Source organism: Catenuloplanes atrovinosus (genome assembly GCF_031458235.1).
In the GTDB taxonomy this organism is placed as follows: Bacteria; Actinomycetota; Actinomycetes; order Mycobacteriales; family Micromonosporaceae; genus Catenuloplanes; species Catenuloplanes atrovinosus.
The window spans coordinates 537732-551103 of the sequence record NZ_JAVDYB010000001.1; the positions used below are offsets into that span (position 1 = coordinate 537732).

Sequence of the window (13372 nt, forward strand, 5' to 3'; positions counted from 1 at the left end):
GTGCGTCCCGGGACGCCCGCACCGCCCTCCGGGGCCAGGTGCGCCGGGCAGCGAGGAGCGCCGGTCGGGTCGCTGCACCGGCCCGCGCGTCAGCGAGTTCTCCGTCCCGGCCGCATCGAGCGGCCGCGGCGTTTCGAGGCGATTAGGGCGGGTATGCCCTAGCGCTGTCCACGGAACATCTCGGGGGGAAGGACGTGGCTCATGGACGCGGTTGAGGCGATCAAGCAGGACCATCAGCGGATGGAGGAGGTCTTCGCGCGGCTGGAGGCCGGGGACGGGGACCGGCGGGCGCTGCTCGAGGAGGTCGAGCGGCGGCTGGAGGCGCACTCGCGGGCGGAGGAGCAGGAGGTGTACCCGGCGATCACGAAGGCGGCGCCGGACGAGGCGGACGAGGTCGAGCACGGGTACGACGAGCACGCCGAGGCCGAGTCGCTGCTGCACCGGGCGCTGAGCCTGGTCGACTCGCCGGACTTCGACGACGCGCTCCAGGAGTTCCTGGAGGCGGTGCGGCACCACGTCAGCGAGGAGGAGAGCGAGATCCTGCCGGCGCTGGCGGACGCGGTGGACGAGGCCGAACTGGCGCGGCTCGGCGAGGCCTTCGAGCAACTGCGGCTGGCGGAGCTGGGCGAGTCCGCCCCCGACGCCGGGGGCGGCGGGGCCGCGGATCTGGATGAGATGACGCGCGCGGAGCTCTACGAGGAGGCGAAGCGCGCGGAGGTGCCGGGCCGGTCGCACATGAACAAGGACGAGCTCAAGGACGCGCTCCAGCACGCGTGATCAAGGGGTGCGGGCGCTCAGGTAGGCGTCCGTGATGAGCGCGGAGAGCGCCTCGGTGGCGGTGTCCCGGTGGACGCCGCCACCGCCCGTTCCGGCGAGGTAGGCGGCGGCCACCCGGGTGGCCTCGGCGACCTCGGTCTCGGTCGCCTCCACCAGCGGCTGTGCGAGCAGCCGGTCGGCGAGGTCCCGGACGGCGTCGGGCCGCGGCGTCCCACCGGAGCGATCCGAATGATCACCGGCCGTGCCCGAGCCGGCCGTGCCCGAGCCGGCCGTGCCCGAGCCGGCCGTGCCCGAGCCGGCGGAGGTCGCGGACCGTGCCCCGGCGGCGCGGGCCGCGTCGTCGGAGATGGCGGACAGGGAGAAGCGGGTCGCGGGCAGCGGCACCGGATCGAGCGGTTCCGGCTCGCCCGTGTCGTCCGGACCGGCGGCTGCGGCGGGCAGCGGGGCGCGAGCCGTGGACAACGCCCGCCCATACCCGGTGATCCGCAGCAGTGGCGCGGCGTCGCCGGCGGTCAGCGTGACCGCGTCGCCGGAGTGGGCGGTTCCGCCCGCCGAGTCCGGGGCGAGTGCCTCGCGGAGCTCGTCCGTCCTGGTCAGCAGCTCGCGGTAGGACTCGTGGGTGAGCACGTCGAGCGAGTCGACGGCGGCCACGCCGGTGCGTCGGCCGTACGGGAGCCGCAGGCCGCGGCCGAGGATCTGTTCGGTGAGCGTCTCCGAGGCGAGCGCGCGCAGCGCCAGGATCACGCCCACGTTCGGCACGTCCCAGCCGGCGCTGAGTTTGCCGACCGCGACCACCGCGCGTACCGGCGAATCGGCCTCGGACACGCGGGTCAGCGCGCGCAGCGCGTCGTCGCTGGAGCGGGACGTCACCAGCAGTGCGCGCCCGGCGCCGGGCAGCAGGCCGGCCAGCGCGTCCGCCACCTGCCCGGCGTCGTCGATCGCCCGGCACACCACGAAGATCAACGGCGTCACCGGGGGTACGCCGTGCGCGGCGGCCCACGCGTGCCAGGCGCTCTCCTTGGCCTCCCGCAGCCGGCACGCGTCCCGCAGCCGGCCCTCCCAGTCCGCCGAGCCGGTCCCCGAGCCGGTCCCCGAGCCGGTCCCCGAGCCGATCTCCGAGCCGATCTCCGAGCCGGAGTCCGAGCCGGAGTCCGTGCCGACCAGCACCGGCACCGACACCAGCCCGTCCGTGATCGCGGAGGCCAGGGGGTAGCGGAACACCACGCGGTCCCGGTCGGCCCGGTCCGGCGTGGCGGTGAAGCCGATCAGCGCGCGCGGCGCCAGGTCGCGCACGGCCGCCGCGAACGCGCGCGCCGCCTCCCGGTAGACGTGGTGCTCGTCCGCGATCACCACCAGGTCGTCCCTGGCCGCCAGGTGCTGATACAGGCCGGTGCCGAGCGACTCGTCGACGGACCGCAGCCGCCGGCTGACCGTGGCGCCGGGACGGATCAGCTGCTGCACCGTGAAGACGTAGACCGTCAGCGCGTCCGGTGGCGGCGCCGGGCCGCGCGCCCGGCCGGTCACGATCACGGGCGGGTGGTCCGCGCCCGGAACGTACCGTGGGTGGCCCGGGGTGAAGTTGCCGACCGTCTTCTCGTGGACCGCGGTGCCGGGCGTGACGATCAGGACGGTACGCACGCCGCGCGCGGCCAGGTAGTCGACCAGCGCGGCGCACACGTACGACTTGCCGACGCCGGTCGCCAGCTCGCAGACCGCCTCGCGTCCGTCGCCCGGCGCCACCGCGCGCGCCGCGGCCGCCAGCGCCGCCGCGTTCGGCGCGCGCAGGTCCATCGCGGCGGCGATCTGCGCGACCAGGTCGGCGTCGTACGGCAGCCAGTCGCTCACCGCACCACCCGCCGGTGCCGGAGCAGGTCGTCCGGCGCCTTCAGCACGCGCGAGCCGGGCCGCAGCGCGCGCAGCAGCGCGGGGGTGCCGGGCAGCACGGCCCGGCCGACGATCGTGACGGTCTCGTCCGCGCGCAGCGCCGCCACCGCGACGGCCGCCACCCGGTCGTCGACCACGCCGTCCGCGACCGCGAGCCGCACCCGGCCACGGACCCCGGCGAACGGGCCGCGCGGCGCGACGTGGAAGCCGAGCTGCGCCGCGACGAACTCGGGCGGCAGCGCGTCCAGCAGCACCCGGCCGCCGGCCAGCCGGTAGCGCGCGGGCGCGACCGCGAGCGTGCGGAACCCGCCGCCGCCACGCCACTCGCGCACCACCACGCGCCGCGACCGGGACGCGGCACCGAGCCGCCGGTGCAGCGTGCCGAGCGGGTCCGGACCGACGTCGTCCAGCAGCCCGCGCCCGGCGAGCGCGGCCACGGTACGCCGCGCGGCCGCCACCTCGGCCGGGGTGACGCCGTCCGGCAGCGGCTCGACCGGCGCGGCCACCTCCTCGCGGGTGACGCCGCCCGGGTCCGCGCCGTCGACCACCATCCGCAGCCGGGGACCCGTGAACGCGGCGATCGTGGCCGCGCTCCGCTCGATCGCGATCCAGCGGCGGCCGAGCTTGTGCGCCACGGCCGCGGTGGTGCCGGAGCCGGCGAACGCGTCCACGACCAGGTCGCCGGGGGAGGTGGCGATCTCGATGATCCGGCGCAGCAGCGGCTCCGGCTTCGGGGTGGCGAACGGTTCCGCACCGGGGAAGAGGCGGCGCAGGTGGTCGCGCTTGGCGTCCTGGTTGGTGCCGACCTCGTCGGCCGGCCACCAGGTGCGCGGGACCAGGCCCGGCTGCACCTCGTGCCGGTACCGCTTGATCACCGGGAGGCTGTCGCCGGTGCGGCCGAACCAGACGCGGCCCTCCGCGCGCGCCAGGTCGAGCGTGGCCGGGCTGAACCGCCAGTACGACCCGGCCGGCGGGCGGACCACGCGGCCGGACGGCAGCTCGACCGCGAACCGGTTGCGCTCGCCGCCGCTCTTGGCGGTGCCGTTGTCGCCCTGCAGCCAGGGGCCGCGCGGGTCGCCGTCCGGGTTGCGGTAGCGGCCGTCGACCGACGCGGTGCGCGGCAACAGGTTCCGCACGGTGCGCCAGCCCGGCCCGGACGGCGCGTAGACGTGGATGTAGTCGTGGGCGGAGGAGAGGTCGGTGTCGTTGCGCCGGCCGCGGTCCTTCTCCCACACCACGGTGCCGACGAATCCGGAGCGGCCGAAGATCTCGTCCAGCAGCACCTTGCAGTACGCGCTCTCGGCGTCGTCCAGATGCACCCAGAGCGAGCCGTCCGGTGCCAGCAGATCGCGGGCCAGCAGCAGCCGCTCGCGCATCATGGACAGCCAGATGGAATGGTCGAGGCCGTCGTCGTACTGCGCGAAGGTCTGGCCGGTGTTGAACGGCGGGTCGAGGTAGACGAGTTTCGCCGCGCCCCGGCACGCCGCGGCCCACTCCGGAACGCGGGTCAGCGCGCGCAGCGCGTCCCGGCAGTCGCCCTGGATGAGCAGATTGTCGCGCGGCCCGCCGGTGACCTCGCCGACCCGCCCGGTCTCGGTCAGCAGCCGCACCTCGGCCAGGCGCGGATCGTCCGCATCCGCCCAGGAATAGCCGCCATTTCCATCGCACAGCAGAGCGCGGTCCCGATGGACCCAGGAAAGGTGCAGGCGACCGCTCACAAATTGATTACCCTAGCCGTACCGGCCGCAGGTTTTTGCCCGGAAACGCGCAATCGCGCGTCACCTGAAAGCCGAGTCGGATTTCCGTCGGATGCGGGTAAAGGCGTTGACCATGGTCGATTCGGTGGGTATGCGGCGCAGACTCTTCGCCACCCGGTCCGTGGACTCGCTGGTGGCGGACACGAGCGTGGACGGGCAGGCGTTGAAACGCGCGGTCGGGCCGGTGCAGCTGACCGCGCTGGGCGTCGGCGCGGTGATCGGCACCGGCATCTTCGTGGTGATCGGCGAGGGGGCCGCGCTGGCCGGGCCCGGCGTGATCTTCGCGTTCGTGCTGGCCGGGCTGGCGTGCCTGTTCTCCGCGCTGTCCTACGCGGAGCTGGCGTCGTCGATGCCGGTCTCCGGCAGCGCCTACACGTACACCTACGCCACGCTGGGCGAGCTGGTCGCCTGGATCATCGGCTGGGACCTGATCCTGGAGTACGGCGTGGCCGTGGCCGCCATCGCGGTCGGCTGGGGCGGCAACGTCAACGCGTTCCTGGACGCCACGTTCGGCGTCACGTTGCCGGCCGCGATCTCGCAGTCCCCGCCGGACGGCACGGTCAACCTGCCGGCCGTGCTGGTCGTCCTGGTGATCACCGCGCTGCTCGCGCTCGGCGTGCGGGAGAGCGCGCGGGTCAACCTGGTGATGGTCGTGGTCAAGCTGGCCGTGCTGATCTTCTTCATCGTGGTGGCCTGCACCGCGATCCGCACCGGCAACTTCACGCCGCTGCTGCCGGAGGGCGGGGACGGCGTGGTCAGCGCCGCCGCGATCATCTTCTTCGCGTTCATCGGCTTCGACGCGGTCACCTGCGGCAGCGAGGAGGCGCGCAACCCGGCCAAGGACCTGCCGATCGCGATCATCGGTTCGCTGGTCATCTGCACGGTCTTCTACGTGCTGGTCTCGATCGGCGCGATCGGCATCGCGGGCGCGGGCACGCTCTCCGGCAGCGACGCGCCGCTGGCCGCCGCGCTCTCCGAGGGCGCCGGCATCACCTGGGCGGCCGCGATCCTGGCGTTCGGCGCGCTCGTCGCGATCACCAGCGTGGTGCTGGTCATCCTCTACGGCCAGACCCGGATCTTCTTCAGCATGTGCCGGGACGGGCTGCTGCCGCGCCGGCTGGCCACGCTGCACCCGCGCTTCGGCACGCCGGTGATGCTGACCGTGGGGCTGGGCCTGCTGATCTCGGTGCTGGCCGCGCTGGTGCCGCTGAGCGAGATCGTGCGGCTCACCAACATCGGCACGCTGTTCGCGTTCGTGCTGGTCAACGTGGGGGTGCTGGTGCTGCGCCGGACCCGGCCGGACATGCCCCGGCCGTACCGGGTGCCGTTCTCGCCGGTGCTGCCGCTGCTCGGGATCGGGTTCGCGATCTACCTGATGGCCGACCTGCCGGCCAGCACCTGGCTGCGGTTCGGGCTCTGGCTGCTGGCCGGCGTCGTGATCTACGCGCTGTACGGCTACCGGCACTCACGCCTGCGCTCCTGAGGCGCCGCGGGCCGGGACGGCGGCGGGGATCAGGGGGCGCGGCGGATCGCGGCGATCCGGGCCAGCACCTCGCGCTCCTTGATCTCGCGGCCGTCCTCGGCGAGTTGGACGCCGCGCAGCTGGATCCAGTCGCGGCGGGTGCCGTTGCCGATCGCGGTTATCCGCAGCGTGAGCGTGCCCAGGCCGTAGCAGTAGTCGGGCTCCGGGATCGAGACGGTGTCGCCGATGCGCAGTGGTGCCGATGGGCCGGTCACGGCAGCCAGCTCCTTCGAGGTACGGGGGAACCGCCGCGCGGGCGCGGCAGGCTGTCGGCGGGACGTGTGGATACAGCGCCAACGAGCCAGCCCGGCCCCGAGTGATCGGAGCAGGTGACACCTAATCGGGGGTCGATGGACGCAGCACGGTGGCGTGCTTGGTGTCCGCGTTCTCCAGCGCGCCGACCATCGGCACGTCGTACCCGGCGACCACGGTGAGCCGGTCGTGCGGCAGGTACGCCCGCCCCGGGTCCCCGGCCAGCACGTCCGTGCCGCGCGCGGCGGCCCGCTCCAGGAACGCCAGCATGCGCGTGGACATCTCTCGGCTGTAGAAGACGTCGCCGGCGAGGAGCACGTCCACGTCCGGGCTCAGCGGAGAGGCCAGCAGATCCTCGCCGTTCGGCGCCACCGTTCCATGTACCGCGTTCGCCCGTGCGTTGAGCCCGATCGCGGCCACCGCGTACGGGTCGATGTCGTTGGCGATCACATGGCGCGCGCCGGCCAGCGCGGCCGCGATCGCCACCAGCCCGGACCCGGACGCCAGGTCCAGGACGACCTTGCCGCGGACCAGCTCGGGGGTGTCCAGCACGTACCGCGCCACCGCCTGGCCGCCGGCCCACGCGAACGCCCAGAACGGCGGCGGCTGGGACTCGCCGGTGTGCGACTCCGTGTCCTCCCACAGCCCGATCGCGTCCTGCGCCAGGTGCAGGCGCACCTCGGGGACGAACGGGACGGGCGCCGGCCGGGTGTGCGCCAGCACGAACTCGGTCGTGGACACGCGCGTGGATCCTCCTCGCCGAGCGCGGGAACCGAGCGGGCTCCCGATGAACCGGGTAGGAAGAAGGAAACCACGCGGGAGGTGGGCATGACGCAGCGGGCGGGAATCAGCCTCGGGCTGGCACTGACGGTGGCGCTGGCGGCGGGCTGCGGCGGGGACGAGGAACCCCCGGCGCCGGCCGCCACGTCCGGCCCACCGGCGGTGACGTCCGCGCCGGCACCGGCGGCGTCCTCCGCGTCGCCGCGCCCGGCCGGGCCGCCCGACCTGGGCGCGGACCCGCAGGCCGTGGCGACCGGGCTGGAGGTGCCGTGGGGCCTGGCGTTCCTGCCGGACGGCTCCGCGTTCGTGGCGGAGCGGGAGAGCGCCAGGATCAGGCTCGTGCCGGCCGGCGGCGGCGAGGCGACCGAGATCTACGAGGTCCCCGGCGTGGAGCCGGGCGGCGAGGGCGGCCTGCTCGGGCTCGCGGTCGGCCCGGACTTCGCCACCGACCGCTGGCTGTACGCGTACTTCACGGCCGCGGACGACAACCGGATCGTGCGGGTGAGGGTGAACGCGGACAACCGGGGCGTCGACGGTGACCCGGAGGAGGTGTTCACCGGCATCGCCAAGGCGAACATCCACAACGGCGGCCGGATCGCGTTCGGCCCGGACGGCATGCTCTACGCCGGCACCGGCGACGCGAACGTGAAGCCGCGCTCCCAGGACCCGCGCAGCCCGAACGGCAAGATCCTGCGGCTGACGCCGGACGGCGACGCCGCGCCCGGCAACCCGACCGAGGGCTCGCCGGTCTACTCGCTCGGCCACCGCAACGTGCAGGGCCTGGCCTGGGACGCGGACGGCAAGCTGTGGGCCACCGAGTTCGGCCAGAACCGGCTGGACGAGGTCAACCAGATCGAGCCGGGCCGCAACTACGGCTGGCCGGACGTGGAGGGCGAGGCGGACACGGCCGGCGGGAAGTACACGAATCCGAAGGTCACCTGGGGCACCTCGGAGGCGTCGCCGTCCGGGATGGCGATCGCCGGCGACACCATCTTCGTGGCCGCGCTGCGCGGCGAGCGGCTGTGGACCATCCCGCTGAACGGCCAGGACACCGGCGAGCCGCGCGCGGAGTTCAGCGGCGAGTACGGCCGGATCCGCACGGTCGAGGTGGCACCGGACGGCGCGCTCTGGATGAGCACGTCCAACACGGACGGCCGCGGCGACCCCCGCGATGACGACGACCGCATCCTGCGCTTCCCGGCCTCCTGAGAAAGGCGTCGCGGGGGTACGCCGTACCCCCGCGACGCGCCCGGTCAGCGGCAGAACGCGGTGTCCACCGCGTCGATCACGTGCTGGTGCTGCTCCACCCGGTCCGGCGTGCTGGTCAGCGCGATCGCCACCGCGCGGCCGTCCTCGGTGGCGCCGCCGCGCGTCTCGAAGCCGGGGATGTCGCCGCCGTGTCCCCAGTAGAGGCCGCCGCAGCTCAGCGGCGTGCTCGCCAGGCCGAGACCGTATCGGGCGCCGGGCCACATCCCCTCGGACGCGTCGACCGTGCGGCGCATCTCGGCGAGTTCGGCCGGGCGCAGCAGCCGGCCGCCGAGCAGCGCGCGGAAGAACGCGTTCAGGTCACTGGGCGTGGCGATCATCTGGCCGGCCGCCCAGCCCCACGACGGGTCCTGCTCGGTGACGTCGACGCGGTCCGCGCCGAGGTAGCCGCGCGGATGCGGCGTGCGGATCGCCTCGTCGCCGACGCCGGGGAAGTACGTCTCGCGCAGCCCGGCCCGATCGATCACCCGCTCGGTGATCTGCTCGGCCAGCGGCCGGCCGGTGACCCGCTGGACGAGCAGGCCCAGCACCACGTACCCGGTGTTGCTGTACCTCCAGCCGGCGCCGGGCGCGAAGTCCGGCGCGTGCGCGAACGCGATGTCCAGCAGCTCGCGCGGCTCCCGGTAGCGGTGCCGGCCCTCGGTGAACTCCTCGTCCCCCAGGTGATCGGTGTAGTTGGCCAGCCCGCTGGTGTGCTGCAACAGCTGCCGGACCGTGATGTGCTCGCCGTCCGGCACCAGGCCCGGCAGGTAGGTCTCGACCGGCCGGTCCAGCCCGACCCGGCCCTCGCCGACCAGCTGGAGCACCACCACGGCGGTGAACGTCTTGGTGTTGCTGCCGATCCGGACGTATCCGTCGGCCGGCGGGCGCTTGCCGGTGCGCAGGTCGCCGACGCCCGCCGTGAGGTCGCGGGTACGGCCGGCGCGGTCCCGGACCGCGGCCAGCGCGCCGGGGAAGCCGTCCGTGCGCACCAGCGCGTCCAGCGCCCGCTGCGCCTCGCCGCCGGTCCGGGCCGACGCCGGCGCGGGCGCCGTGATCAGGGTGAGGCCGGTGAGCAGCGCCAGCGCGGCGGCGGTGCGTCTGAGGTTCGTCATGGCATCAGCCTCGCCGGGCCGGCGCGCGAAGACGATGGGCGTGGCCCCCGTTCCCGGGGTAGGGGTGGCCCTACCCACGGGTCTCGATCTCCGGGTAAGGTCGCCGCGACCGCGATGCCGAGGGAGGCCACCGTGCGGGCACCGGAGGGTGTGGACCTGGAGCGGCCCAACGCGGCCCGGGTGTACGACTACTACCTGGGCGGCGCGCACAACTGGGCGGCCGACCGGCGGATGGGCGACGAGGCGATGGCGGCCTGGCCCGAGCTGCCGATGATCATGCGGGCCAACCGGGCGTTCCTGCGCCGCGCCGTGCGCTTCCTGGTCGGTGCGGGCATCCGGCAGTTCCTGGACCTGGGCTCCGGCATCCCGACCGCGGGCAACGTGCACGAGGTGGCCGGCCCGTCCTGCCGGGTCGCCTATGTGGACGTGGACCCGGTCGCGGTGGCGCACGGCCGGGAGCTGCTGCGCGACGTGCCGGGCGCGGTCGCGGTGCGCGCCGACCTGCGCGAGCCGGAGACCGTGCTGTCCCATCCGGACGTGCTCTCGGTGATCGACCTGTCCCAGCCGGTGGCCGTGCTGATGATCGCGGTGCTGCACTTCGTGCCGGAGGCCGACGACCCGGCCCGGATCGTCGCCGCCTACCGAGACGCCTCCGCGCCCGGCAGCTACCTGGCGCTCTGCCACGCCACCCAGGGCGAGCGCGGCGAGCGGGCCGCCGGGCACCGCGCGCTCTACGACCGGACCGCCACGCCGATGACCATGCGGTCCCGGGAGCGGGTCGCGGAGCTGCTGGACGGGTACGACCTGGTCGAGCCCGGGCTGGTCTGGATGGCGTCGTGGCGGCCGGACGAGGGCGAGCCGGCCCGGCCCGAGGTCTTCCCCGGTCTCGCGGCCGTGGGCCGGATCGCGGGCTGACGGCACGCCGCGATGGCGCGCCGGCCGGTCCGGGGTGAGGATGGGGACATGACGGTTCCCACGGCCTCCCTTCCGCTGCCGGACGGCTCCACCGCCGCGATGCCGATGATCGGCTTCGGCACCTGGCGGATGCGGGGTCAGCAGGCGTACGAGGCGACCCGCGCCGCGCTCGAGGTCGGCTACCGGCACATCGACACCGCCACCATGTACGGCAACGAGGCCGAGGTCGGCCGCGCGCTGCGGGACAGCGGCGTCGCGCGCGAGGACGTCTTCATCACCACGAAGCTGCTGTCCGAGGACGCCGGCCGGGAGAAGCGGGCGCTCGCCGACAGCCTGCGCAACCTGGGCGTGCAGCAGGTCGACCTGTGGCTGATCCACTGGCCGCCCGGCGGGATGGCCGCGCCCGAGGTGTGGCGCGAGCTGATCAGCGCGCAGGACACCGGGTTCGTGCGCGCGATCGGCGTCAGCAACTACTCGCCGGAGCAGATCGACGAGCTGGTCCGGGCCACCGGGCGGGCGCCGGTGGTGGACCAGATCCCGTGGAGCCCGGCCCGGCACGACGCGGCGCTGCTGGCCGACCTGCGCTCGCGGAACGTGGTGGTCGAGGGCTACAGCCCGATCAAGCGGACGCCGATGGACTCGCCGGTGCTGGCCGAGATCGCCGGCCGGCACGGCCGGACGCCCGCGCAGGTGGTGCTGCGCTGGCACCTCCAGCACGACATCGTGATCATCCCGAAGTCGGCGCACGCGGACCGCATCGCGGAGAACTTCGACCTGTTCGGCTTCACGCTCACCGATGACGAGATGCGCGCGCTCGACTACTGGAAGTGATCCTCCGCCAGCCGGCGTCGCCGCTCGTCGCGCAGCCCGGCCAGGTACGCGCGCGGCCCGGACAGCAGGCCCTCCCGCGTCGCGCCGTGCAGCTCGGCCGGTGCGTCGCCGGGCACGGCCAGCGCGCGCAGCATGGCCCGGACCTGGCCGAGCAGCGGCACGATCAGCATCGGCTCGGCCATCACGATCGCGGTGCAGACCGCGGCCAGGCCGGTGCTGTGGCCGACCAGGTGCGCGCGCAGGCCGGCCAGGTCGCGCCGGTGCACGCGCCGGACCAGCACGGACGGCTCGTACGCGATGGTGCCGCCGTGCAGCCGCACCTGCGTGAACGCCAGCGTCTCCTCCGCGCGCCGGGCCGGCGTGCCCGCGCCGAGCGCCACGTCCCAGCCGCCGATCCGCTCGATCACGCCGGGCCGGAACACCATGTTCGTGCCGGAGCCGGCCGGCGGGACCGCGGCCAGCGGGTGCCGCAGCCGCTCGGTCGCCGGCCCGAACCGCTCCGGCGTGAAGGACGGCTCGCTCAGCCGCTGGCTCCACAGTTGCGCGTCCGTCTCCAGCTCCGCGGGGACGACCGCGCCGGTGATCACGTCCGCGTCCGGGTGCCGTGCGAGCGCCCGGGCGATCTCGGCCAGCCAGTGCACGTCCGGCACCGCGTCGTCGTCGATCCAGGCCAGCGTCTCGCCCGGCGCCGCGGCCACGGCCCGGTTCCGCGCGTGCGACCGGCCCGGCGGGTCCGCCCGCAGGTAGTCGACCCTGATCCGGCCCGGCGACGCGGCGGCCCGCGCGGCGTCCAGCACCACCTCGGCGGTCTCGCCCGTGTCCGGCGCGCTGTCCACGACCAGGATTCGGAAGCGCGGGTACTGCTGCGCGAGCAGCCCGTCCAGGCAGCGCGCGAGCTGGTCCGGCCGGCCGTGCGCGCAGACCACGACGGTCAGCTCCGGCGCGTCCGCCAGCACCGCGACCCGTTCGGACAGATACGGCGGTACGGCGTGCGGCACCGCGCCGTCGAGCGGCAGCGGGCCGGTGCCGTCGATGCCGGCCGCGGCCAGCCGGCTCCGGACCGCGTCGCCGAGCCGCGCGTCGATCGCGTCCGCGACCGCCTCCGGCGTCAGCCCACCGTCCGGCACCTCCAGCAGCAGCGCGCCGACCGGCTCGGTGAACGCGCGGACCAGCAGCCAGGCGTGCGCGACCCGGCGGCCGTCGGCGTCGATCGCCGGGATGTGCGGGAGCGGGTCGTACAGCTCGACGTCGCGGACCAGCGCGGGCCGGGTGAGCCGGACCGGGCGCAGGATCTCGCGGATCGCGTGTTCCATGCCGGCCAGGCTCATCGCCGTACCCCCGCGGTGATCTTCGGGGCCGGCCGGGCCGGGACCGGCAGCGGCGTGGGCTGCCGCGTGGTCAGCTCCAGCAGGCCGCCGGCCGCGGCGGCGGTCGCGCCGGCGGCGACCGCACCGGCCCGGCGCAGCGCGCCGGAGCCGCCGCCGGTCATCGCCCGGCGCAGGTGCCGGGTCAGCGCGCCGGGCAGCGCCAGCCGCAGGTGGCCGCCGCCGGAGACGGCGACGAGCTGGCCCTCGCGGAAGCAGCGGCGCAGGAAGTGGCGGAACGTCATCCGGTCCGCGCCCACCGGGTGGTGGACGCGCGCGCCCGGCACGAACATCCAGGTGCCGCCCTGCTCGGCCATCCGCCGGCACAGCTCGGCGTCGCGGGCCAGCACCCGGTCGGTGACCCGGCCGTAGGTCTCCCGGAAACCGCCGACGGCCAGGAACGACTCGCGGCGTACGGCCATGCCGGCGCACCAGACCTCCGGTGCGGGCGCGGTTTCGGCCGGCATCCGGGTGTGGCTGGCGCCGACCGTCCAGAGGAACTCGTCCGGGAACCACGCCGGGCGGCCGTCGCCGCTCCACGCGGGCAGGACCGCGCCGCCGGTGCCGACCACGGTCCGGTCCGCGAACGGCGCGAGCAGGCCGGCCAGCCAGCCGGCGTGGGCGCGGGCGTCGTCGTCGAGGAACGCGACCAGCGGCGTGATCGCGTGGAACGCGCCGGTGTTGCGGGTGCCGGCCACGCCGCGGCGGAACCGGTTCGCCAGCACGGTCACGCCGTCCAGCTCGTGCGCGGCCTTGTCGTACAGGCGCGCGTTGTGGTCGACCACCACCACGATCTCGGACGGCGCCGGGTCCTGCGCCTTGGCGGACTCGACGGCGCGGACCAGCGAGGCCCAGCGGCGCTCGGTGTGGCACGGGATGACCACGGTGACCGGGGAGACGGCGTCAGAGTTCACCGAGGGTGACATGCGG

The 13372-nt window shown here is 74.9% G+C and carries 12 protein-coding genes; 5 read left to right on the plus strand and 7 right to left on the minus strand.

Features of this window, described 5'->3' with window-relative positions; genetic code table 11:
* The first annotated feature begins 201 nt into the window (after positions 1-201).
* Positions 202-777: a hemerythrin domain-containing protein gene (locus J2S41_RS02415; protein WP_310362440.1), complete on the plus strand. Its 576-nt coding sequence runs from the start codon at positions 202-204 to the stop codon at positions 775-777.
* On the opposite strand, the gene J2S41_RS02420 is transcribed toward J2S41_RS02415, so the two are convergent.
* Positions 778-2622, minus strand: a complete 1845-nt coding sequence (locus J2S41_RS02420; protein WP_310362442.1) for a DEAD/DEAH box helicase — start codon at positions 2620-2622, stop codon at positions 778-780.
* Positions 2619-4271: a site-specific DNA-methyltransferase gene (locus J2S41_RS02425; RefSeq protein ID WP_310362444.1), complete on the minus strand. Its 1653-nt coding sequence runs from the start codon at positions 4269-4271 to the stop codon at positions 2619-2621. The genes J2S41_RS02420 and J2S41_RS02425 overlap by 4 nt, the downstream gene beginning before the upstream one ends.
* Before the next feature lie 238 nt (positions 4272-4509).
* Here J2S41_RS02425 and J2S41_RS02430 point away from each other — a divergent pair, with 238 nt between their 5' ends.
* Entirely contained in the window at positions 4510-5901 is a 1392-nt protein-coding gene (locus J2S41_RS02430) for an amino acid permease (protein ID WP_310362446.1), read from the plus strand.
* Between the two features lie 29 nt (positions 5902-5930).
* Here J2S41_RS02430 and J2S41_RS02435 read toward each other — a convergent pair whose 3' ends face one another.
* Together J2S41_RS02435 and J2S41_RS02440 are read right to left on the minus strand one after the other, a co-directional pair.
* The gene (locus tag J2S41_RS02435) at positions 5931-6155 is read right to left on the minus strand and encodes a hypothetical protein (protein WP_310362448.1); all 225 of its coding nucleotides are present in this window, start codon (positions 6153-6155) and stop codon (positions 5931-5933) included.
* A gap of 121 nt (positions 6156-6276) precedes the next feature.
* A complete protein-coding gene (locus tag J2S41_RS02440) occupies positions 6277-6933 on the minus strand; it encodes a class I SAM-dependent methyltransferase (RefSeq protein WP_310362450.1) in 657 nt (218 codons plus the stop codon).
* 87 nt (positions 6934-7020) lie between these two features.
* On the opposite strand from J2S41_RS02440, the gene J2S41_RS02445 reads away from it, so the two are divergent.
* Positions 7021-8181: a PQQ-dependent sugar dehydrogenase gene (locus J2S41_RS02445; protein ID WP_310362452.1), complete on the plus strand. Its 1161-nt coding sequence runs from the start codon at positions 7021-7023 to the stop codon at positions 8179-8181.
* Positions 8182-8225: 44 nt separating this feature from the next.
* Here J2S41_RS02445 and J2S41_RS02450 read toward each other — a convergent pair whose 3' ends face one another.
* A complete protein-coding gene (locus tag J2S41_RS02450; protein ID WP_310362454.1) occupies positions 8226-9332 on the minus strand; it encodes a serine hydrolase domain-containing protein in 1107 nt (368 codons plus the stop codon).
* A gap of 114 nt (positions 9333-9446) precedes the next feature.
* On the opposite strand from J2S41_RS02450, the gene J2S41_RS02455 reads away from it, so the two are divergent.
* Both J2S41_RS02455 and J2S41_RS02460 read left to right on the plus strand, forming a co-directional pair.
* The gene (locus J2S41_RS02455) at positions 9447-10247 is read left to right on the plus strand and encodes an SAM-dependent methyltransferase (protein WP_374728104.1); all 801 of its coding nucleotides are present in this window, start codon (positions 9447-9449) and stop codon (positions 10245-10247) included.
* A 48-nt stretch (positions 10248-10295) separates the two neighbouring features.
* Complete coding sequence (locus J2S41_RS02460; protein ID WP_310362458.1) at positions 10296-11078, plus strand: aldo/keto reductase; 783 nt, start codon at positions 10296-10298, stop codon at positions 11076-11078.
* Here J2S41_RS02460 and J2S41_RS02465 read toward each other — a convergent pair.
* Together J2S41_RS02465 and J2S41_RS02470 are read right to left on the minus strand one after the other, a co-directional pair.
* Entirely contained in the window at positions 11066-12391 is a 1326-nt protein-coding gene (locus J2S41_RS02465) for a glycosyltransferase (RefSeq protein WP_310362460.1), read from the minus strand. The genes J2S41_RS02460 and J2S41_RS02465 overlap by 13 nt on opposite strands.
* 11 nt (positions 12392-12402) lie before the next feature.
* Positions 12403-13356, minus strand: coding sequence for a glycosyltransferase family 2 protein (locus J2S41_RS02470; RefSeq protein ID WP_310362463.1), 954 nt, complete (start codon positions 13354-13356; stop codon positions 12403-12405).
* Between the last annotated feature and the right edge of the window lie 16 nt (positions 13357-13372).